Origin of the sequence: Roseovarius bejariae, from assembly GCF_009669325.1 — a bacterium.
In the GTDB taxonomy this organism is placed as follows: domain Bacteria; phylum Pseudomonadota; class Alphaproteobacteria; order Rhodobacterales; family Rhodobacteraceae; genus Roseovarius; species Roseovarius bejariae.
On sequence record NZ_SZWE01000001.1, the window covers coordinates 2,859,900 to 2,881,222 of the forward strand.

17 protein-coding genes and 1 pseudogene are annotated in these 21,323 nt (G+C 62.1%); 4 read left to right on the forward strand and 14 right to left on the reverse strand.

Annotated elements, in window-relative coordinates; genetic code table 11:
- The first annotated feature begins 33 nt into the window (after nucleotides 1-33).
- The 4 genes from FDP25_RS13845 to FDP25_RS13860 all read left to right on the forward strand — a co-directional run bounded on the left by FDP25_RS13845 (nucleotide 34) and on the right by FDP25_RS13860 (nucleotide 3,118).
- Nucleotides 34-1,152, forward strand: coding sequence for a cysteine desulfurase family protein (locus tag FDP25_RS13845; RefSeq protein ID WP_154152882.1), 1,119 nt, complete (start codon nucleotides 34-36; stop codon nucleotides 1,150-1,152).
- Nucleotides 1,149-1,904: a class I SAM-dependent methyltransferase gene (locus FDP25_RS13850; protein WP_154152885.1), complete on the forward strand. Its 756-nt coding sequence runs from the start codon at nucleotides 1,149-1,151 to the stop codon at nucleotides 1,902-1,904. The genes FDP25_RS13845 and FDP25_RS13850 overlap by 4 nt, the downstream gene beginning before the upstream one ends.
- 67 nt (nucleotides 1,905-1,971) lie before the next feature.
- Nucleotides 1,972-2,343, forward strand: a complete 372-nt coding sequence (locus tag FDP25_RS13855) for a MerC domain-containing protein (RefSeq protein WP_154152888.1) — start codon at nucleotides 1,972-1,974, stop codon at nucleotides 2,341-2,343.
- Nucleotides 2,336-3,118: a nucleoside phosphorylase gene (locus FDP25_RS13860; RefSeq protein WP_154152891.1), complete on the forward strand. Its 783-nt coding sequence runs from the start codon at nucleotides 2,336-2,338 to the stop codon at nucleotides 3,116-3,118. Before FDP25_RS13855 ends, FDP25_RS13860 begins: the two co-directional genes overlap by 8 nt.
- A gap of 285 nt (nucleotides 3,119-3,403) precedes the next feature.
- On the opposite strand, the pseudogene FDP25_RS13865 reads toward FDP25_RS13860, so the two are convergent.
- From FDP25_RS13865 to FDP25_RS13930, 14 genes and pseudogenes are all read right to left on the reverse strand, one after another.
- Nucleotides 3,404-4,373: pseudogene (locus tag FDP25_RS13865) on the reverse strand (IS5 family transposase); the annotation flags it as partial.
- Nucleotides 4,374-4,529: 156 nt separating this feature from the next.
- Entirely contained in the window at nucleotides 4,530-5,960 is a 1,431-nt protein-coding gene (gene cysG / locus FDP25_RS13870) for a siroheme synthase CysG (protein ID WP_172982806.1), read from the reverse strand.
- Nucleotides 5,961-5,973: 13 nt separating this feature from the next.
- The gene (locus FDP25_RS13875) at nucleotides 5,974-6,924 is read right to left on the reverse strand and encodes a glycosyl transferase family protein (RefSeq protein WP_154152894.1); all 951 of its coding nucleotides are present in this window, start codon (nucleotides 6,922-6,924) and stop codon (nucleotides 5,974-5,976) included.
- The gene (locus FDP25_RS13880; RefSeq protein WP_154152896.1) at nucleotides 6,921-9,551 is read right to left on the reverse strand and encodes a nitrate reductase; all 2,631 of its coding nucleotides are present in this window, start codon (nucleotides 9,549-9,551) and stop codon (nucleotides 6,921-6,923) included. The genes FDP25_RS13875 and FDP25_RS13880 overlap by 4 nt, the downstream gene beginning before the upstream one ends.
- Complete coding sequence (gene nirD / locus FDP25_RS13885; RefSeq protein ID WP_154152899.1) at nucleotides 9,551-9,880, reverse strand: nitrite reductase small subunit NirD; 330 nt, start codon at nucleotides 9,878-9,880, stop codon at nucleotides 9,551-9,553. Before nirD ends, FDP25_RS13880 begins: the two co-directional genes overlap by 1 nt.
- Nucleotides 9,877-12,306, reverse strand: coding sequence for a nitrite reductase large subunit NirB (gene nirB, locus FDP25_RS13890; protein ID WP_154152903.1), 2,430 nt, complete (start codon nucleotides 12,304-12,306; stop codon nucleotides 9,877-9,879). Before nirB ends, nirD begins: the two co-directional genes overlap by 4 nt.
- A 4-nt stretch (nucleotides 12,307-12,310) precedes the next feature.
- A complete protein-coding gene (locus FDP25_RS13895; protein WP_154152906.1) occupies nucleotides 12,311-13,990 on the reverse strand; it encodes an ABC transporter ATP-binding protein in 1,680 nt (559 codons plus the stop codon).
- A 5-nt stretch (nucleotides 13,991-13,995) separates the two neighbouring features.
- Nucleotides 13,996-15,072 (reverse strand): ABC transporter permease, encoded by a 1,077-nt coding sequence (locus FDP25_RS13900; protein WP_154152909.1) that lies wholly within the window; start codon nucleotides 15,070-15,072, stop codon nucleotides 13,996-13,998.
- A gap of 71 nt (nucleotides 15,073-15,143) precedes the next feature.
- Nucleotides 15,144-16,511, reverse strand: a complete 1,368-nt coding sequence (locus FDP25_RS13905) for a CmpA/NrtA family ABC transporter substrate-binding protein (protein ID WP_154152912.1) — start codon at nucleotides 16,509-16,511, stop codon at nucleotides 15,144-15,146.
- Between the two features lie 270 nt (nucleotides 16,512-16,781).
- The gene (locus FDP25_RS13910; RefSeq protein ID WP_154152915.1) at nucleotides 16,782-17,957 is read right to left on the reverse strand and encodes an ABC transporter substrate-binding protein; all 1,176 of its coding nucleotides are present in this window, start codon (nucleotides 17,955-17,957) and stop codon (nucleotides 16,782-16,784) included.
- Complete coding sequence (locus tag FDP25_RS13915) at nucleotides 17,954-18,538, reverse strand: ANTAR domain-containing response regulator (protein WP_154152918.1); 585 nt, start codon at nucleotides 18,536-18,538, stop codon at nucleotides 17,954-17,956. The genes FDP25_RS13910 and FDP25_RS13915 overlap by 4 nt, the downstream gene beginning before the upstream one ends.
- A 321-nt stretch (nucleotides 18,539-18,859) precedes the next feature.
- Nucleotides 18,860-19,750: a BspA family leucine-rich repeat surface protein gene (locus tag FDP25_RS13920; RefSeq protein ID WP_172982807.1), complete on the reverse strand. Its 891-nt coding sequence runs from the start codon at nucleotides 19,748-19,750 to the stop codon at nucleotides 18,860-18,862.
- Nucleotides 19,751-20,050: 300 nt separating this feature from the next.
- Nucleotides 20,051-20,719, reverse strand: coding sequence for an RES domain-containing protein (locus tag FDP25_RS13925; protein WP_218939978.1), 669 nt, complete (start codon nucleotides 20,717-20,719; stop codon nucleotides 20,051-20,053).
- Entirely contained in the window at nucleotides 20,716-21,225 is a 510-nt protein-coding gene (locus tag FDP25_RS13930) for an MbcA/ParS/Xre antitoxin family protein (RefSeq protein ID WP_154152920.1), read from the reverse strand. Before FDP25_RS13930 ends, FDP25_RS13925 begins: the two co-directional genes overlap by 4 nt.
- Between the last annotated feature and the right edge of the window lie 98 nt (nucleotides 21,226-21,323).

The following is a 21,323-nucleotide window of genomic DNA, read 5'->3' on the forward strand; positions in this document are numbered from 1 at the left end:
AGGGCAGAGCGACAGCGGACGGGAGGCGGGGCCATGCGGGACATCTACCTGGATTTCAACGCCAGCACGCCGGTCGCACACGAGGTCGCCGATATCATGCGCCGTGCCCTGGAGACGGGGCACGGCAATCCTTCCAGCGGCCACTGGGCCGGGGTTCCCGCCCGCCAGATGGTGGAGCACGCCAGGACCCAAGTCGCGGATCCTCTCGGCTGCGCGCCGCAGGAGATCGTGTTCACGAGCGGCGGCAGCGAAGCGAACAACCACGCGCTGAAGGGGGTGTTCTTCGCCAGCGGCAAGGAACGGCCGCATTTTATCACGTCGAGCGCCGAGCATCCGGCCATCGTCGCGCCGCTTCGATTCCTCGAGCGCCTCGGCGCGCAGGTGACCTGGCTCCCGGTCGACGGCACGGGGATGGTCGATCCCGATGACCTGCGGCGCGCGATCACGGGCGACACCGTGCTCGTTACCATCATGCATGCCAACAACGAGACGGGAACGATCCAGCCCATCGCGGAATGCGCTGCGATCGCGCGCGAGCACGGCGTTCGCTTCCACACCGATGCCGCGCAGTCGGTCGGCAAGATCCCGACCAGGGTGGACGAACTTGGCGTCGATCTGTTGACGATGGCCGGGCACAAATTCCATGCGCCAAAAGGCGTAGGTGCGCTCTTCATCCGCGACGGCCTGCAACTGGAGCCGTTCATCCACGGCGCCGGGCATGAGAGCGGTCGGCGCGCGGGCACCGAGAGCGCGATGCTCACAGCCGCGCTCGGCGTGGCCGCCAGTCTTGCTTCGGACCTGGGGCCAATGGAGCGGGTCCAGGTCCTGCGGGATCGCTTCTGGGACGCGCTGAAGAATGCGTTCGGCGACCGCGTCGTTCTCAACGGTCATCCGGAACGCCGCCTGCCCAACACGCTCAACGTCGCCTTCGTCGGCCGCGTGGGCGCGGAGATCCTCGTGGCCATGCCGGAGGTCGCGGCCTCGACCGGATCCGCCTGCCATTCGGGGCGGGACCAACTGTCTCCGGTGCTGGAGGCCATGGGCACAGAACCGCAGGTTGGCATGGGCGCAATCCGGTTCAGCCTCGGCCGCACCACGACCGCGAACGAGATTGACCATGTGGTGACGCGCCTGCGCCGGGTGCTGAGTTGACGGAAGCGGAGCGGTCCGGCCCGGATCGGGGCGCGCACGGCCCTGCGCTCGAGGATCTTCCTGACGCCTATGCGGACTGGCGCCGCAGCATTCTGGGCCGGATCACCGATGCGCTCGAAGAGCACCTTCTTCTGGACCGCATCGGCCCGGCACGTGGCATGCTCATCCTCGATGTCGGCTGCGGCGACGGCGTGCTGGCCACCCGGCTCGCACAGGCCGGCGCTCGAGTCACCGGCATCGATGCCTCCGCAGACATGATCGCCGCAGCACGCCGCAGGGCGACAGCCGCAGGTGTCGAGGTCGATCTGGTCAAAGGGAAGGCTGGCAACCTTCCATTTCCCGACGAGCACTTCGATTGCGTCGTGTCGGTCGCCACGCTCTGCTTCGTCGATGATCCGCGCCCGACGATCCGGGAAATGGTCCGCGTCCTGAAGCCCGGTGGTCGGCTGATCTTGGGCGAACTCGGGCGCTGGAACCTTTGGGCCGCGCAACGGCGCATGAAGGGCTGGCTCGGCTCGAAGCTCTGGAGTGCGGCGCATTTCCGGAGCCGGAGTGATTTGATTGCTCTGGCGCATCAAGCGGGACTACGAGACGCTGTCGTCGAGGGTGCAGTCTTCTATCCGCCGCTCGACATTGCGGCCCGCATCATGGGACCGGTCGATCACAAGATCGGCACTTTCACAACAATCGGTGGCGCGTTTCTTGTGCTCACAGCTAAAAGCCCCGTCGAGGCAACGTCCCAATTGCAATAGAGAATTTGAGGGGGCGTAAGAATAACCCGTTGAACCAGAAGATATCGGACATGACAGAGGGAATGAAATGACCCAGAAGAGAACCGGCGACTGGCTGGCTGCCTTGGCAACGACATTTTCTCTCATTGCCTGTTATGGAACGCTTGCCGCGATTGCCGTATTGAGTGCACTTGGTGTGACAATTGCACTGAATGAAGCTGTCTGGGCCAGCGCAATCGTGCTCTTTGCCGCTCTGGCATTTGTCGCATTGTTTTTCCGCTGGCGGAAGCATCGTCGCATTGCACCGATCTTACTGGCCGGCATCGGGTTTCTGCTGATCGCCTTTACCATGATAATTTCCTACGAGCGGCTTATCGAACTCGCGGGATTTGCCTTCCTTTGTGCAGGAACGTTCGTCGATTGGCGCATTGGGCGGGGGCGAGGAAGTGACGTTGCCTGAGAAGCCGCCCATCCTTGCCGACAAACATTACGACGCCCCATCGGCCTTCACGCCCGAAAGCCTGCTGCGCGAGGCGCGCCGCCAGAAGGGTGCAGAGGCCGGTGCGGTGCCGAAGGTCTGCATGCTCGATCCCGACGGCGACATTGTTCGCCAGCTCCGCGCCGAGGATCGCGCGCGGCGGCACGAGGCGTGGGTCTGTTACCACACCGAGATGTGGGTGTTCGACCTTGATGGCCGCGAGATCGGTGTGGTGGGCTGCGCCGTCGGCGCCTCGTTCGCCGTGCTGGCCGCCGAGGAGATGTTCGCCTCCGGCTGCGAGCTCCTGATCAGCGTCACTTCGTCGGGTCAGATCTCGCCGAAGGGCGCGCCGCCGTACTTCATCCTGATCGACCGAGCGCTGCGCGACGAGGGCACAAGCTATCACTACCTTCCGCCCTCGGACTGGAGCACCGCGCCCGATCATCTTCTGTCGCGGCTGGACGGGGCGTTCGAAGGCGGCCCCCGCGTGCTGACCGGGGCGACCTGGACCACCGACGCGCCATTCCGCGAGACGGAGGCCGCCATCGCTGCAGCACGGGCGCGCGGCATTCTGGCGGTCGAGATGGAAGCTGCGGCGCTTTATGCATTTGCCAAGGCACGGGATCGCAACGTGATCTGCCTCGCCCATGTGACGAACCAGATGGGTACCATCGAGGGCGACTTCGAAAAGGGTGAGGTCAATGGAACGTCAGATGCACTCTCTGTGGTTTCCAGGGTCGTAACTTGTCTTACGTGACACGCAAAGCGGTGCCATATGCCACAGTCGCTGTTTGTCCGATACTTTGGAAGATTGAGCAACAATCTTGCAACCGCATTGTTCTGCGGTCCACCAAAACGGCATAGCGGGGATCCTATCATTAGCAGGCTGCTGAAGAAGTGTGTTTGGAAGGACGTTTTTCCGTCTGCCGTGGTTTGAAGGCCGGTCATCCGCGGATGCGGACCCCGGGCTGAGGATGGCTGCCGCGGTCAGTCGGCCAAGAGCTTCGGCAATCTTGTGAGGTTCCAGGCCGCCATGGTCATCGTGAACTGCGTTCTGCGCAACATGCGGCGTCACGACCATCCGCCTGAGCGCGGCGACGAAGTCGGCGCTGTAGTAACCTTTGTCCGCCCCAAGCGTCAGGGTCGGGTCGAACCCGGGGAATACCGATTGATCGTTTCCAGCGACGCCTTCCGCTCGCCGTGGCCGTCGGTGTAGGTGATATCCGCCTGCACGACCAGCCCGTTGCGGCTCTCCATCATCGTGTGGCCCATGACGCACAGCGTCGCCGCAGCACCCGGCGCCTTCTTGTAGAGCCGCGCATCAGGGTTCGTGACCGAGACATGGGTGGCGTTCGAGCGTTTCTCGCCCCGGAAGTTCACTTCGGCGTTGCGGTTTTGGCGGGGCGTGTTGGGCATCGGCTGGGTCTCGGTCTGCTGGGGCTGATGTTCGGTGTCTGCGGCGGTCTGCTGAGTTGGCGGTGGCGGCGGATCGCCTCGATTGTCGTCGCGATTTGGCGGCGCGCCATCCTTCGGCTGGAAACTCTTCATGGAAGCCCACGCCTTGACCAGAGTGCCGTCGACCGAGGAGTGCTCGTCCGACAGCAGTGGCTTGACCTCCGGGTGCGCGAGGATCGCGGCCATCACCTTGCGCGACATGTCGGTCATCAGCAGCCTGTCGCGGTTCTTGGTGAACACCGTGGGGATCCAGACCGGGTCATCGATGCTCAGCCCGACGAACCACCGGAACAGCAGGTTGTAGTCCATCTGCTCAATCAACTGCCGCTCGGACCGGATCGAGAACAACATTTGCAGAAGGCTGGCGCGGATCAGCCGTTCCGGCGCAATGAAGGGCGGCCCTCCCTCGTGTAGAGCGCGTCGAACTTGGCATCCAGGCTCGCCAGCGCTTCATTCACGATCTGCCGGATCTTGCGAAGCGGATGACGCGCCGGGACCCGTTCATCAAGGTCCACATAGCTAAACAACGCTCCGTTGGCTTCGTCAGTCCCGCGCATCATCACCCCCTTCGTGACCTGAATAGGGTGAATCATGTCCTTAAACCCGTGTCGAGGCCGGGTTTTTCAGTAGCCTGTTAAGGCAGACGGTACTTTTGCGATTTATCCACTCTTATCATAATGTTGCGTGCCGAGTGAACCTACAGAAGAAAAGCCTCACACAACTGCAATTTCATTCTGAGCCTCGATCGGAGTTTCACGCCTTTCGGCACCGCAAAGCGCACCTTGCGCATCCTGATCCTCGGGCCAGGTCAGAAGTAAAACCGCACATCCTTTAACGGTATGCTGTGCAACCGTTTCCGCCAGCCTCGCCACCTCAGTGGTCAAAAGCTGTTGACTGGTTTTTGACAAGTTCACTGCTACGTGAACCGGCGTCTGTGCTGGCAAGCCTTGCTGTATGAGCGATTCTGATATCCGAGCGGCTTGCCCGACCGACATATAGAACGCGGTCGTCGTGCCCGGACCGGAAAGCCGCGTGCAATCAGGCATAGGGTCTTTTTCATGACCTGTCCCTGTCGCCAGAACCAAGGTGTTGGCAACCCCGCGCTCGGTCAGGCTTTGTCCGAGGGCCGAGGCCGCAGCCGAAGCAGCGGTCACGCCGGGGACGATTTCAACCGGAACACCTGCGGCCTTGGCCGCTTTAATCTCTTCGCTGGCACGCCCGAATATGGCGGGATCCCCTGATTTGAGGCGCACCACGCGGCGGCCTTTGAGTGCCTCCGCCACGATCAATTGATTTATTCTCTCCTGCGGCCAACTGTGGGAGCCGACATGCTTGCCAACGAAAACCCGTTCGGCGTCGCGACGCGCCAATTCCAGAACCTCACCGTCCACCAAACGGTCATAGAAAATGACATCGGCCTCCTGAAGCCGCTCCACCGCGCGCAGGGTCATCAAATCACGTGCGCCAGGCCCTGCGCCGACAAGCGAGACACACCCCTTTGCTGCGTCTTGTGGGGCCTCGCCTGCGGTGATGGCGGATTTGATTTTGCGGGCCGCTTCGCGCTCTGCCCCGCGCACCCAAAGATCGCGCGGTGCGCCCTTGAACACCCAGGCCCATAGCGCGCGGCGATGTTGGCGCGGCACATGCGTCTCCACACTACTGCGCAACCGCCCAGCCAAACCGGCCAAGCCACCAAGGTTTTGCGGCAGCGTCCGTTCAAGGCGGGTTTTGATATCGCGGGTCAGGACTGGTGCGGTGCCTTCACTACCGATGGCGACAACGATTGGGTCGCGATCGACGATCGCAGGGGTGGTCATGTCGCATAAATCGGGCTGATCCACCACGTTCACCGCACATCCCATGGCCTTGGCCACCCCATGCACCGCTGCGTCGAACCCCGGACAGCCGGTGCCAATGAAAACCATTGCCGCATCCTTGAACACTTCGGGTGACAAAACGGCGATGTGCTCAGCCTTACCGTCTGCGACAATGCCCCGAAGCTCCGGTTCAAGCTGGTCAGCAACCAGCACGATCCGGGCATCGGTTTTCAGCATTAGCCGGGTTTTCTGCGCGGCCTGTTCGCCGCCGCCCACGATGACAACGCGGCGCCCGCTGGTGCGGATGAACATGGGAAAGGCTTTCATGGCGGTCTCCTTTTCAAGCGGGGTGCAGAGGGGCCGTGGCGGTCCAGAGCGCGGCGGCCATATCGGCGGCATCCGAATGGCCAAGCGTGTCAAGCGCCAAGGCCGTGGTGCCAATGATCGTTTGCGTCTCAAAGGCCGGCAGGCTGTGCGGGTGTTGCGCCGCGACCAGCGGCGGGGCTGAGGCCACGGACAACCGCCGGGTTTCCCCGGTCAAGGCGGGCAGCGTCGATTGATACACCCGGCCCCGCCGCAGCCCGAACGCCGAGATCCGTTTGGAGGGGTGGCGTTCGAACTCGCCCCCGCCGCCTTTGATCACGCTCAGGCCGTGCCATCCCAACAAGGCAGCAGCATCGGCCTGCAACAACCGATAAGAGGGATGAAAGACACCCTGTACACTGGCATTTGCGCGCCCGGGATTAAGCATCCGGCAAACCGTGTTAATGCAAGATCGAAGGCCCAAAACCTCGCGCAAGGTCAACAGACGGAACAACGCGGGGTGCAGGGCCTCCAGTGGCAGATAGGCAATGCCATGACGATCCAGAAAGGCGTTGGCCTCGTCCGCATTGCGCGCGGTTTTGATGCCTGCGGTTTCAAGCCCATCGCGCACCTTCCGGTCCGCCCCGTTCCAGCCATGCAGCAAAACCCGGTGTCTCGACCGCGCCACCATGGCGGCGGAAAACAGAAACCACGGGGCACCCCGGGTGCGCCCCGCCGCATAACTGGGCCAGTCCAGATCAACCGCCTCAATTGCAGGCGCGCTTTCCTGCGCCGCGCGGGCCAAGCCGGCGATTTCCTCGGCGGTTTCGCCCTTCATCCGCAACAGCATCAAAAGCGCACCCACCGCCTCGGGCGCGGCATCGCCCGACAGCATCGCGCGCATCGCCTTATTGGCCTCTCTCTCGGTCAGGGACCGCGACCGACCGGGACCACGCCCCAGGGTGCGAACATGCTCTGCAAGACTCATTGCGCCGCCTCCGGATTGTGCAGGTTTTGCAAAAGGGCTGCGATCTCGGGGCGGCAGGACCCGCAGTTCGTGCCCGCCCCCAAGGCCTCGCCAATGGCGTCGACCGAGATCAGCCCCTGCGTCTCGACCGCCTCAACGATGGTATTCACCCCAACGCCGAGACAGGAACACAGAACCGGCCCAGGGTTTGGCACATCTGCCGCTGGCCGCCCCTGAAGCACGCCTTCTGCCGCCGCGCCCGGCAATGTCACCAGATAGTCGCGCATCACCGCGACGGGGCGGGGGGCGACGAAGAGCGCGCCGATCAGAGCGCCCTCCTCATGGAGCGCGATGCGGGCGGTGCCGCGCGCGGCGTCCAGGATCGACATGGCGCTGGCCCCGGGCGCGGCAAAGAGGCGTCTGGCCTCTTGCTCCCAATCGGTGGGGGGCGTATGCCCCGCCATCTCGGCGCGGTAGCCTTGGCCTGTGCGCGCCAGGGCCCAGTAATCTGCGGTCGGGGCCATGGCGTCACGCGACACGGCAAAGCCATACCAGGCGGCTTTGAACCGCGACAGGGCCACGACGCTGGCCTTGCTTTCCGGCTGGCCCGAGACCGGGTCGGTCTCTGCGGCGACCAGCCCGTCGATCCGCGCCGATGGCGCGGTTTCCCCGGTCCAATGCATCGGGGCAAAGACCTGACCAGGCTGCACGCTGTCGGTGATGCGCGCGCGCAGAATGGCGCGCCCATGCGGGCTTTGGACCTGTACAAGGTCGGCAGGCGCGATGCCTTGGGCTGCTGCATCCTCGGGGTGCAGCTCGATGAAGGGTTCCGGCATATGCGCCGCCAGGCGCGGGCTGAGCGCGGTGCGGGTCATGGTGTGCCACTGGTCTCGCAACCGCCCGGTATTGAGCCGAAACGGATAGCGCGGCCCGGTTTTTGAGGCGGGCGCTCGATAGCTCACCGGCACGAAGCGCGCCTTGCCATCAGCGTGGAAAAACCCGCCATCGGCAAAGAAGCGCCCGCCCGCGCGCATCGCCGTGACCGGCCAGCGGACCGGCACAAGCCCGGCATAGGCCGCGTCGGTCATCCGCGCCAGCCCCGAGATATCGAAATCGCGCCCGAACTGGCCCGCAATCCCCGACAACGTGGCGTATTCGCGGAAAATCTCGGCCGGGCTGGCATAGTCGAAGGCCCGGTCAAACCCCATGCGCCGCCCCAGCTCGGCCAGGATGGCCCAATCGGGCCGTGCCGCGCCCGGGGCCGGCAGAACGCTGCGTTGGCGGCTGATCGTCCGGTCGGAATTGGTGACCGTGCCCTCCTTTTCCGCCCAGGCCGTGGCAGGCAGCAACACATCGGCCAGACGCGCCGTGTCCGTGGCGGCGGTGATGTCGCTGACCACGGTGAAATCGCAGCCTGCTATGGCATCGCGCACCGCGTCGGCCTCGGGCATCGACACGGCGGGGTTCGTATGGATGATCCAGAGCGCCTTGATCCGCCCGTCGCCCACGGCGCGGAACATGTCCACCGCCTTGAGCCCCGGCGCATCGGGCATCTGCGGCGCATCCCAGAAGCTGCGCACCGCGGCGCGGTGATCGGGGTTTTCCAGATCGAGATGACAGGCCAGCATATTGGCCAGCCCGCCCACCTCGCGCCCGCCCATGGCATTGGGCTGCCCGGTGACCGAAAGCGGCCCCATGCCGGGCTTGCCGATGCGGCCGGTGGCAAGGTGACAGTTCAGAATGGCGTTGACCTTGTCCGAGCCAGAGCTGGACTGGTTCACCCCCTGGCTATAGATCGTCACCACCTTTTCGGTCCGCATCCACAGCTCGCAGAATGCCTCGATCCTATCGGGGGACAGGCCGGTCACGCGCGCATCGTCGCTGAATGCGGTCTCGATCGCGCGGTCGAACCCGTTGGTCTGGCGCAGATAGCCGGCATCGAGCGCCCCGCCTTCGTAAAGCGTGGTGAGCAGTCGGTTGAACAGCGCCACATCGCTGCCCGGCGCCAGCGCCAGATGCATGTCTGCACTGTCGCAGGTGGCTGTGCGGCGCGGGTCGATCACCACGATCCTGGTGCCGCGGGCCTTGCGCGCCGCCAGCAGGCGTTGATAGAGCACCGGATGACACCAGGCGAGGTTGGAGCCGACCAGGACCACGAGATCCGCCGCGTCCAGATCCTCATAGGTGCCCGGCACCGTATCCGTGCCAAAGGCGCGTTTGTGCCCCGCGACCGAGGACGCCATGCAGAGCCGCGAATTGGTGTCGATATTGGCCGAGCCGATGAAGCCTTTCATCAGCTTGTTTGCGACATAGTAATCCTCGGTCAGCAACTGGCCTGAGACGTAAAACCCGACACTGTCGGGCCCATGCCGCGCGATGGTGTCGGAAAACCGGTCCGCCACATGTTGCAGCGCGCTGTCCCAGTCGCAGTCCCGCCCGTCGACGCGCGGCGCCAGAAGGCGATGCTCCAGCCCGATGGTTTCGGCCAGCGCCGAGCCTTTGGAGCAGAGCCGCGCGTGATTGGCCGGGTGATCGGGATCGCCGCGCACATCCATCCCGCCTTGCCCGTCCGGGCGCAGCAGCACGCCGCAGCCCACCCCGCAATAGGGGCAGGTGGAGCGGGTTTCCGGCAGGCCAGACCCATCCATCACGCTGCACTCCTTGCGGTGAGCCGCGCCCCGTCGATCAGCACGCGGTCGCCTTCGATGCGCAGCTTGTAGGTCGCGATCTGACCATCTTCGCCCTGGGCCTGACCGGTATTCAGGTCAAACACCCAGTTATGCAGCGGGCATGTCACCGATTGGCCATGAACGATGCCTTCAGACAGCGGCCCGCCCTTGTGGGGGCAGCGGTCGGCGGCGGCAAAAACCTCCGTCTCAGAGGTGCGGAAAACGGCCACGCATCCCAGCGCGGTTTTCAGCTTGCGCGCGCCGCGCAGCGGGATGTCGTCAAGCGCACAAATGTCGATCCAGCTCATTCCGCGGCCTCCAGTGTCAGATCGGCCAGCGGCTGGAACCGCTCGGCCTGTTTCGCGTGCTCGGCCCAGGGGTCCTTGCGATAGATGCTCTGCGACAGCTCGAAAGCCGCCACCAGCCGCGCGCGTTCCCCGGCGTCGGCAAGCGTTTCCTTGACCCAGTCCAGACCGACCTTGGCCAGCCATTTATAGGGGCGGTCCAGGTATTTGGCGTTTTCGCGGTAGAGCTGGACAAAGGCCACGGTCCATTCGATGGCCTCGTCTTCGGTGGCCACGTCCACCAGCCGCTCGGTCTCTTTCACATCCATGCCCGCCGCGCCGCCGACACCGACCTGATAGCCGCTGTCGACACAGACGATGCCCACATCCTTGCAGGTCGCCTCGGCGCAGTTGCGCGGACAGCCCGAGACCGCCAGCTTGACCTTGTGCGGGGTCCATGACCCCCAAAGCGCCTGTTCCAGCTTGATGCCAAGCCCGGTCGAGTCCTGCGTGCCAAAGCGGCAATGATCGGTGCCGACACAGGTTTTAACCGTGCGCAGCCCCTTGGAATAGGCATGGCCCGAGACCAGACCAGCCTTGTTCAGATCGGCCCAGATCGCGGGCAGGTCCTCGCCTTTCACGCCCAGAAGGTCAATACGCTGCCCGCCGGTGACCTTGACGGTGGGCACGTCGTATTTGTCGGCCGCGTCGGCAATGGCGCGCAGTTCATCCGGGTTGGTGATCCCGCCCCACATGCGCGGCACCACGGAAAAGGTGCCGTTCTTCTGGATATTGGCGTGTTTGCGTTCGTTGACGAAACGGCTTTGCGGATCGTCCTGATACTCCAGCGGCCAATCCGCCAGTAGGTAGAAATTCACTGCAGGGCGGCAGACATGGCAGCCATTGGGCGTTTTCCAGCCCAACTCCTGCCAAACTGCCGCCTGCGATTTTAGCTCCTGCGATTTGATCAACCGGCGCACATCCTCGTGGGTGAGATCGGTGCAGCCGCATATGGGCTGCGCCGTGGGCGCTTCGAAGTCATCGCCCAAGGTCACCTGCAAAAGCTGCTCCACCAGCCCGGTGCAGGTCCCGCAGGAGGCGCTGGCCTTGGTCTGTGCCTTGACCGCGCCCAGATCGGTTGCGCCACCCTCGATCGCGTCCACGATCTTGCCCTTGCAAACGCCGTTGCAGCCGCAGATCTCCGCATCACGCGGCAAGGCTGCAACGGCTGAGAGAGGGTCCGCCTGGTCACCCCCCTGAAAGGCGGGACCAAAGATCAGCGTCTCGCGCATCTCGTCAATCTCGGTGCCGTCCTTGATCAGACCGAAAAACCAGTTGCCGTCGGCCGTGTCGCCATACATCACTGCGCCGACTAGCCGGTCGTCTTCGATCACCAGCCGCTTGTAGACGCCGCGTGACGGATCGCGGAACACGATGTCCTCGCGGCCTTCGCCATCGGCGAAATCCCCGGCGGAGAACAGATCGCAGCCGGTGACCTTGAGCTTGGTGGCGATATCCTTGACGACGAAGGCGTCGGGTTGATCCATTAGCGCATGGGCCAGCACCTTGGCCTGGTCGTAGAGCGGCGCGACAAGACCGAAAAGATGCCCGTCATACTCGACGCATTCGCCCACGGCGTAGATATCCGGGTCCGAGGTCTGCATCTGCGCATTCACCTCGATACCCCGCGCCACCTCGAGCCCGGCATCCGTAGCCAGCCGGGTTTCGGGCCGGATGCCCACCGCCATGACGACCAGATCGGCCTCGAGCCCGGTATTGTCCTCCAGCATGACGCCTTCGACCCGGTCCTCGCCCAGAATGGCGGCGGTCGAGGCCTGGGTCATGATGGTGATGCCGCGCTTTTCCAGATCACGACGCAGGAGGTATGCGGCGGCCTCGTCCAGCTGCCGTTCCATAAGGTGCCCCATCAGGTGCAGCACGGTCACCTCCATGCCGCGCTCGGCCAGCCCTGCGGCGGCTTCAAGCCCCAGAAGCCCGCCACCGATCACTACCGCCTTTCCGCCCTGTTTGGCGGCGTCGATCATGGCGTTGGTATCGTCCAGATCGCGGTATGTGATCACGCCGGGCAAATCATTGCCCTCAACGGGGATGATAAATGGGGCCGAGCCGGTCGCGATGATCAGCTTGTCATAGGGCACGTGGCCGTTTTGCCCTTCGACCACCTTCATCTCGCGGTCGATGCGCAGCACATGTTCACCAAAGCGGCAGGTCACGCCATGCTGGTCATACCAATCGTCATCATGCGTGACGATCTCCTCATATGTCTTGTCGCCGGACAGCACGGGCGACAGCATGATGCGGTTGTAGTTACCGCGTGGCTCGGCATTGAAAAGCGTGATGTCATAGGCCCCGGCATTTTCTTCGACCAAATGTTCGATCACCCGGCCTGAGGCCATGCCGGCTCCGATGATGACGAGTTTCTGTGTCATGGGTTCACTCCGCTGCCATGGCCTTGGTGGCCGGTTTCTTCGGCTTGGCGCCGTGTTCATACTCTTCAAGGAAATCAAGCACCTCCTGCCGGTAGGCATAGTAATCGGGGTGCTCTAACAACGCCTTGCGTGTGCGGGGACGTGGCAGGTCGACTGATGTGACCTTGCCAATCGTGGCCTGTGGGCCGTTGGTCATCATCACCACTCGGTCCGCCAGCAGGATCGCCTCGTCCACGTCATGGGTGACGCAGATCGCAGTGACCTTGGTGCGTGACCAGACCTCCATCAGCACTTCCTGCAATTCCCAGCGCGTCAGGCTGTCGAGCATGCCGAACGGCTCATCGAGCAGCAGCAACTTGGGAGAGAGCGCAAAGGCGCGGGCAATGCCGACGCGCTGCTGCATGCCATTCGACATGTCGCAGGCGGGCTTGTCCATCGCATCGGCCAGGCCCACGCGTTCGAGGTAGTATTCCACCACATCCTGACGCTCGGCCTGCGACGCCCGGGGATAGACCTTGTCCACCCCGATGGCGCAGTTCTCGCGCGCCGAAAGCCACGGGAAGAGGTTGGGCGACTGGAACACCACGGCGCGCTCTGGGTCGGCCCCCTCCACATGGCGGCCATCCAGCTTGATCGCACCCTTGGAAATCTCGTTCAGACCGGCGGCCATGGTCAGAACCGTGGATTTGCCACAGCCCGAATGCCCGATCAGGGAAATGAACTCGCCCCGGTCGATCTTGAGATCGAAATCCTCGACCACGGTCAGCGGCCCCTTGGGTGTCGGGTACACCTTGTGCAATTGCGAGAAATCCAAAAAGCGCGACTCGATTAGGCCCTTTTGCGCGTCCTGCACTGCGGTCGGTACGCCATGAATGGGCGTCACATCCGGCAATTGCCGAGTGCCTTCCACCTTGGCCTCGATCCCCACATCCATCAGGTATTTCGTCACCTCTGCACGCAGCCGTTTGAAGGTGTCATCGGTGTTCATTGCGCTGCGGTCACGCGGGCGCGGAATGGAGACGGCGAATTCCTCGCCCAGCGTGCCATCCGGGTTTAGAGCGATGATCCGGTCGGCCAGGATGATCGCCTCGTCCACATCATTGGTGATCAGAACGCAGGTCTTCTTGTCGGCTTCCCAGATATGCTCGATCTCGTCGGCCAGATTGGCCCGCGTCAGGGCATCCAGCGCCGAAAGCGGCTCATCAAGAAGCAACATCTCGGGGCTCATGGCCAGCGCGCGGGCCACGTTCACCCGCTGCCGCATCCCGCCCGACAATTCCGCCGGGCGGCGCGTGGCGGCATGGCTCAGCCCCACCATATCCACGTAATGCGCGACCTTTTCGGCCTTTTCGGTCTTTCTGAGGTCAGGGAAAACCGTATCCACGGCAAGGCCCACGTTGCCACTGACCGTCAACCACGGCATCAACGAATAACTTTGAAAGATCACCCCGCGTTCCGGTCCCGGCCCGGTGATCGGCGCGCCCTTGAAGGTCACCGTGCCCTTGGTGGGGCTTTCCAGCCCCGCCATCAGGTTGATCAATGTGGTCTTGCCGGTGCCCGAGAAACCAAGGATCACGAGGAACTCGCCTTCCGCGACCTCAAGGCCGACGTCCTTGAGGACATCCGTCTTATGGGTGCCTTCGCCGAAGGATTTGCTGACGTTATCGAACTTCAAAATGCTCATGGCGCTCACCGGTTATTCGAGAAGGTGAAAAGCGATTGCAGCGCATACATCACCCGATCCAGCAAGAAGCCGATGATCCCGATGGTGAAGACCGCAACCATGATCTTGGCAAGGCTGGAGCTTGAGCCGTTCTGGAATTCATCCCAGACGAATTTGCCAAGCCCGGGGTTCTGGGCCAACATCTCGGCAGCAATCAAAACCATCCAACCCACACCCAGCGACAGGCGCAGCCCGGTAAAGATCAACGGCAGGGCTGAGGGCAGGACCAGCTTGGTGATCTTGGTCCAAGTGTTCATTTTCAGAACCTTCGAGACATTGACCAGATCCTTGTCGATGCTTGCCACGCCCAGCGCGGTATTGATCAGCGTCGGCCAAAGCGAACACAGCGTCACGGTGACCGCTGAGATGATAAAGCTCTTGGCGAACAGCCCGCCTTCGGTCGCCGCCAGCGCCGAGACGATCATCGTCACGATGGGCAACCATGCCAAAGGCGAGACTGGTTTGAAGATCTGGATCAGCGGGTTCAGCCCGGCATTCGCGGTGGGCGAGAGACCGGCCAGAATGCCCAGCGGCACCGCAACCACCGTGGCCAGGAGAAAGCCAAAGAACACGGTCTGGATCGAAGTCCAGATTTGCTCGTAATAGCTGGGGGCGCCGGTGTAGGCGCGCTCCTTGGGTTCGCGGCCATTGGCAATCAGGCGTTCGTTGAGCTGATCGACTTTGGCCTGGAATGCGACGCGTTTTTCGGCCTTGGCATGCGCGTCTTCATGCAGGTTCACCGCCTCTGTCCAAACCTGCGCCGGTCCGGGCACCGCGCCCAGCGATGTTTCCACCTTGGGGGCCAAGCTGCCCCAAAGAAGCAGAAAGGCACAAATAGCAAGGAGGGGCACCGCCAGAAGGCGCCAGATTTCCTTGGCCTGGGCTTGTGGGTTGTCACCGGCCACGGCCTTGAGAACCGGGGTCATCCAGCTCAGGCCAAGCACCTGAAACCATTTATCGGCGGCGTTGATGCGGGTAAAGACACGGGCCCTGCGGGCCTCTCGTGCCTCTGCATTTGCGAAATCGGGGTCGACGGTTGTCATGGGAATAGTCCTTGATGTCAGGTATCGGGTGCACCGCGCCTTTGAGGGCAAGGCGCGATGCAACGCTTTGGTCAGCCTTCGACCTCGGTGCCGACAACGCGCTGTTCGCCCTTCAGGCCAATCGGCAAGCTGTCGAGATAGGCGTTGGGCGCGCGGCCGTCGTAGGGGATACCGTCAATGATATCCGTGGCAGGCGTCGCGGCCTTGTAACCATCGCTGTCCCAAGGAAAGTCCGTTTCATCCGCCAGCCCCTCGTCAACCAGCATTTTTGCTGCTTCAAGGTAGATTTCGGGCTTGTAGACTGACTTGGCGACCTCGTCATACCAACTATCGGACTTGGGTTCGGAAATCTGGCCCCAGCGGCGCATCTGCGTCAGGTACCAGATGGCGTCCGAGTAGAACGGATAGGTCGCGTTGTACCGGAAGAAGACATTGAAATCGGGAATGTCGCGCTTGTCGCCCTTCTCGAATTCAAAGAACCCGGTCATCGAATTGGCGATCACCTCGTAATCGGCGCCGACATACTCCGGGCGGCTCAGGATCTCGACCGCCTCGGGGCGGTTGGCGTTGTCGTTCTCATCCAACCACTGCGCGGCACGGATCAGCGCCTTCGTCAAGGCCAGCGTGGTGTTCGGGTTTTCCTCAGCGAACTCGGCGGTGATCCCAAAAACCTTTTCGGGGTTGTTCTTCCACAGCTGGTAATCGGTGATCACCGGAACACCGATCCCTTTGAACACGGCTTGCTGGTTCCAAGGCTCGCCCACGCAATAGCCGTGGATTGTTCTAGCCTCCAAAGTTGCAGGCATCTGCGGCGGCGGCGTCACGGACAGAAAGACATCGGCATTGATCTGGCCGCTAATGTTTTCCTGACTGTAATAGCCCGGGTGCAGCCCGCCGGCCGCCAGCCAGTAGCGCAGCTCGTAATTATGGGTCGAGACCGGGAAGACCATGCCCATGTTGAAGGGCTTACCTTCGTTTTTGAACTCTTCGACCACCGGGGCCAGTGCCTCTGCGCTGATCGGGTGCTGCGGACGGCCATCCTCCATCTTGGGGATATGCGGCAGCATCTTGTCCCAGACCTCGTTAGACACGGTGATGCCGTTGCCGTTCAGGTCCATGGAAAACGGCGTGATGATATGCGCCTCGGTGCCGAACCCGATCGTGGCGGCCAGTGGCTGACCGGCCAGCATGTGCGCGCCGTCCAACTGGCCGTCGATCACGCCATCCAGCAGCACTTTCCAGTTGGCCTGGGCCTCCAGCGTTACGAACAGGCCCTCGTCGAGAAAGTAGCCCTTTTCATAGGCCACGGCGAGCGGCGCCATATCCGTCAGCTTGATAAACCCGAAGGTCAGTTCGTCTTTTTCCAGCTCCAGCATGTCGGCGAAGGCTGGGCTCAGCAAAGCGGTCGAGGCGGCCAGCCCAAAAAGAAGGTTTTTCATCGTTTTTCCTTTCGTTGCTCCCGGGTCGGAAGGAGGAGGCCCGGGCAAACGCAAAAAAGGCCACTGCACAGCCCACTGAAAACCAGTGGTGCGCGAGCGGCCTTGCTCATGAAGTCCCTGTCGGTGGGAAAATTCGGATCAGCTCACCCCGTTGTGTGCTGATGCAACCATCATGCGGCAGCGCAGCATTCTGGCAAAGCAAAAATCGCGGAAAGCTTGAAAATCGGGCCCGGCACAGTGACGTCGCAGCGGCGTTTGCTTAAAAAATCATCAGTCAAATTCGCTTGGATCAAAAGTTTGGCCATCGAAAAACGCATCCGGCAACAGGCTGATCCCGCCTTTCATCGACGCAACGGCGGTTGTACGACGAATCGCGCCTTCCAGTTTTTCCGACGCCCCGGGCAGATCCGCACCGGTCGCGTCCAAGTGGCGGCGGTGCAGGTCGCTGCGGAATGCAGCCGCCGCTTGCGCCAACGAGATCGCATCAATTACCTTGTGCCGTTGTTGCAGTTGATGGGCAATCCACTTGGCCTGACTGCGCCACGGAAAAGTTGCAGCTCCGGCGTGGAACTCGATGAAATGCGCGACTTCGCGTTGCTCGCCGCTCCCTGACACCGTCAAATGGCCCGAAAGCGCCCGGTCGATCAATTCCGCCGGAACATCCAAATAGGCCTTGCGCGACAGGATTTCGCCCGCCGTGCTCCGGCTGTCCGGGTGGCCAAGCCAGCGCCCCGCGCGCCATACAGCCCGCATCAGGCGGCCCAACAGGTTGGGTTCGGTTTCGGCCCAATCGGTGCGCACGGCCAGAACCTTTTCCGGCGCAAAGCCCCAGATCGCCTTTCCGGGCAGCAAAAGCGCCCCAAGCCCCCGGTCCACCGCGACCGATCCCCAAGGCTCGCCCACGCAAAAAGCGTCAATATCTCCGGCGGCCAGCGCTTCGGCCATCAAGGGTGGCGGCACCGTGCGAATATCAATGCCGTCGTCGCCCAAAGCCGTGTGCGCACACCAGTAGCGCAAAAGCTCCACATGCATGGAAAACGGAAACGGTACGCCAAAGGTGATCGGCCCCTCGCGCACGCAGGATAGCGCGGCGGCGGCCTTCACCGGATCATTGAAATCAAAATCATATCCTGAGGCGCGCAAAGTCTCTTCCATGGCGCGTCCAACCCCCAGAACATTGCCATTGGCCGACAGGATCGACACCGCCGAAATCGGCGTCGACACCCCACCAAGACCCAAGGCCATGGCCACCGGCACCGGCGAGAGCAGATGCGCAGCGTCCACGCGTCCAAAGGCCAGCATATCGCGCACTGATGACCATGACGGCGCGGCAATAAGGTCCAGCGAAGTGCCTTCGGTTTCGGCAAAACCCATTTCTTGGGCAACGATCAAGGGGGCGGCATCCACCAAGGGCATATAAGCCACGGAAATATCGACTGTCTTCATCGCAATAGCCCCGATGCCGTCACGAGAGCCTCCGCCACGTCCGCCACGCGGCGCCCTTGGTCCATTGCCGTTTTGCGCAACAGGGCATAGGCCGCGTCTTCATCAATGCCCTTGGCCTTCATCAAAAGCCCCTTGGCGCGGTCGATTACCTTGCGCTCTTCCAGCGCCCGCCGGGTTTCGGCCAGCTCGCTGCGCATCTGTCGCACCATGCTAAACCGCGCGATGGCGGTATCCATTACGGGCTTTATGCGTTCGGGCGATAGCCCGTCGACCACATAGGCCGAGACCCCCGCCTCGATCGCGGTCTGGGCCAGTTCGCCCGCTGCGCCCGACACGAACATCGCCACCGGGCGCTCCAATGGGCCCGAGGCGAGCGTAAGTTCTTCCAGCATGTCGCGCGTTGGATTGTCTATGTCGATCAGTACAATATCGGGCGCATGCGCCGCAATTTTGCGACCAACTCCCGTGGCCCCAGAGATCACGAAGACATCGCAGTCCAAACTGTCCTTCAGAGCATCGATGATCGCGATTGCGCGCTCTCGATCCTCTTCGACAACGACGATTGTTAGCTTTTCACTCATTCAAGTCGGAATGACAATTTGGTGGCCTCTGAGCAAGAAGCGAGCATGCAAATTGGCGCGCAAATCTATAGTCTGACGCGAAAGTCACCTGGGTGATCAGAAAATGGGCGCATTCAAAACCTAACGCGGGTCGATCACACGTAGCAGTCATTCAGGTATGGATCCGGACATCTCTTATTTGGCCCACGAAATACAAATGGCTTTTTGCCAAACCCTCACGCTCGGCTCGAGTAGGCCGCTTCGTGGCGGAAACTCAGCCGCTGTGTACAAAGAAAAACGCCGCCCGAAGGCGGCGTTGCTCTGTTTTGTATGCATTCCCTCTTACGGGGTGCAGTTCGAGAAGCCGGGCGGTGTGAGTGCATCGCTGTAATCGGCGAAGGTCCAGCACGCGGTCACGTTCGGATTGACAGTCCACCCAGACAGGTCCTGTTTGAAGGATTCAGCGCTGTTGAACATACCGCTCATCGCCTTCACACGCGACGTATCCCAACCACTGATGTCCTGGTTAAAAGTGGTCGCTTCTCTAAACATGAAAGACGTACGCGTCACGTTCGAGGTATCCCATCCACTGATGTCCTGATTGAAGGAATTGGCCAGTTGGAACATACCGAACATATCAGTCACGCTTGATGTGTTCCATCCACCGATGTCCTGGTTGAAAGAGTTGGCACGCTGGAACATGCCGATCATATTGGTCACGCTCGATGTATCCCAATCGCTGATGTCTTGATTGAAGGATTCAGCGCTTTCAAACATGTTGGACATATCCGTCACGCTCGACGTATCCCAGTAGCCTATGTCGTCGTTGAAATCCGCGTCACGCTGAAAAAGAGCGGCGAAATTCGTCGCCTGTCCGGTGAAGACGTTGTACGCGGAATCGGCGAAGGTGTAGGCGTTATGGTCGGGACCAGTGATTGCATAGCTTTCATCGCCGCCTGCTTCACTGGACGCCACTGCGCGCAGCGCTGTGTCGTCAACGATGAGCATGCCATCGCAAATGCCGGCATTACCGACCAACCCCACAGAGCCGGCGTCATAGCAGTCGATGGTCGTGATTTGTTCTGAACCGCCTTCGGTTTCGCTATCAGCACCAGCTCCTTCGGCCGTGGTCCCGTATGAAAACACAGCGCCGATTGCCACTATGCCGATTAGTCTGGCCATACGGCCGTACTCTGTTGCACTCGCAGCCGTGTTGTTCGTCAAAAGCCTCATAATGTTTCCCTTGGTCGCTTGTTTCTTCCCAGCAGGTGGGAGTAGACAGAAAACGACAGAAGCCAGCTGGCTTGGAAACGCACTGCGCAAAAGGCGAGGTACATACATCTTTGGATAGACCGGTGCGCTCAAAAGTGACTGATCGGGATTTCGGGAAACTGCGAACTCGCCGAACAGAGCCCCTCGTCTGAATCGATCGTGTTATCGGCGGAAGATTTCGAAGTTGCTGCCTTACCCCACGCACTTCATGCATAGGGCCTTGTACGTGGCGGCAACGCATTCCCTACGGTGGGCGATTGATCAGGTGTCGGCGCGCATCTTCTCCACGACGACCTTTCCCGAACGCGGCACAACGACACGGAAATGCCGGGCCTTGAGCACGTCCTGAACCCGGCTGGGTCGGTAGGACACCCAGTTCACACCGCCCGAATGACGCACGCTGTCATAGGTGATCCCGTCATGCGGACCCGTCCTGACGGACCGGCTGAAGACCTGGCTCGCCGGATAGTTCGCAGGGTCCGGATCGTGCAGGTCGGGGCGTGTGCCGCGGATATCTACGAAGCTGCCTTCGAGGCGCGCGGTGTATTCGCGCAACTCTTCGGTCTTCTGCTCCAGTGCGCTTAGCGCGATCTCGCGGCGAATGCCGCTCACCACCTCCAGGACCGAGGTCTCAAGCGCGCTTGACGCATACCAGGCGCCCAGGTCGGGTCCGGCGAAGCGGGTGCCCTGCGGGGCGCCGTGCAGGAATGCGGCCATGACAACACTGGCATTGGCGCGACCGTAAACCCATTCCGATTTCGGAAGCCGCTTGAGCCGCGGCGCCACGAGGCGGTCGTTGGTCCAGCCTTCAAGCTCGAGGACGGGCTCGAGATCGCCCGCGCTCGTCACCGTTTCAAACGCATCGATCGGCGGGAAGCGCGACGGGATCAGGCGGTGCGTGCGCTCCGGCGCATCGGAAAGGCGCGTCACGTGAACACGAGGTCCGTCTCAGACACCGGCTCGATATCCGCGCCTTCGCCGGGGCCGCCGCGCAGCCCGCCACGCCAGCCATCGAGGTAGCGCCGAACCGTAAGAATGCCGTCGAGGCCACCCTCGATCATTACCTCGACCGGGGCTTGTCCGCCGAAAACCTCACCGCGGTGCGGCCCCTTGAGCCAAGTCATTGCCTCGGCCTCTACGGGGAAAATGATGCCCAGAGCCTTGTGAATGCCCAAAATGCCGGAAATCCGGGTCAGCGTGTCGAGCGGCAGCGCCAGTGGCGCCTCTGCGAGGGCTTTCTTAACCCACTCGTGATAGGTTGAGTTCGAGGGCTCGCCCAAGAGGATTACCCGGTCGCGCGTCGAGATGCCGTAGCGGTCGGTTATCGCCAGAAAGGTCCGCAAGCCCGGGCCGCTCACGCGTCGGCGCGCCGTGGCGTCGATTGACTGCGGGACAGGCTCCGCTCCAGCCTGCTCGGGAAGTTTAAGAATGGTCATGGCTGGCCTCCGTTCTGATCTGGATATATAGTCCAAATCCGGACATTCCACAAGGGGGGTGAGATCAATCCGCCGTTCTCGGCAACTCTTGGCAGATG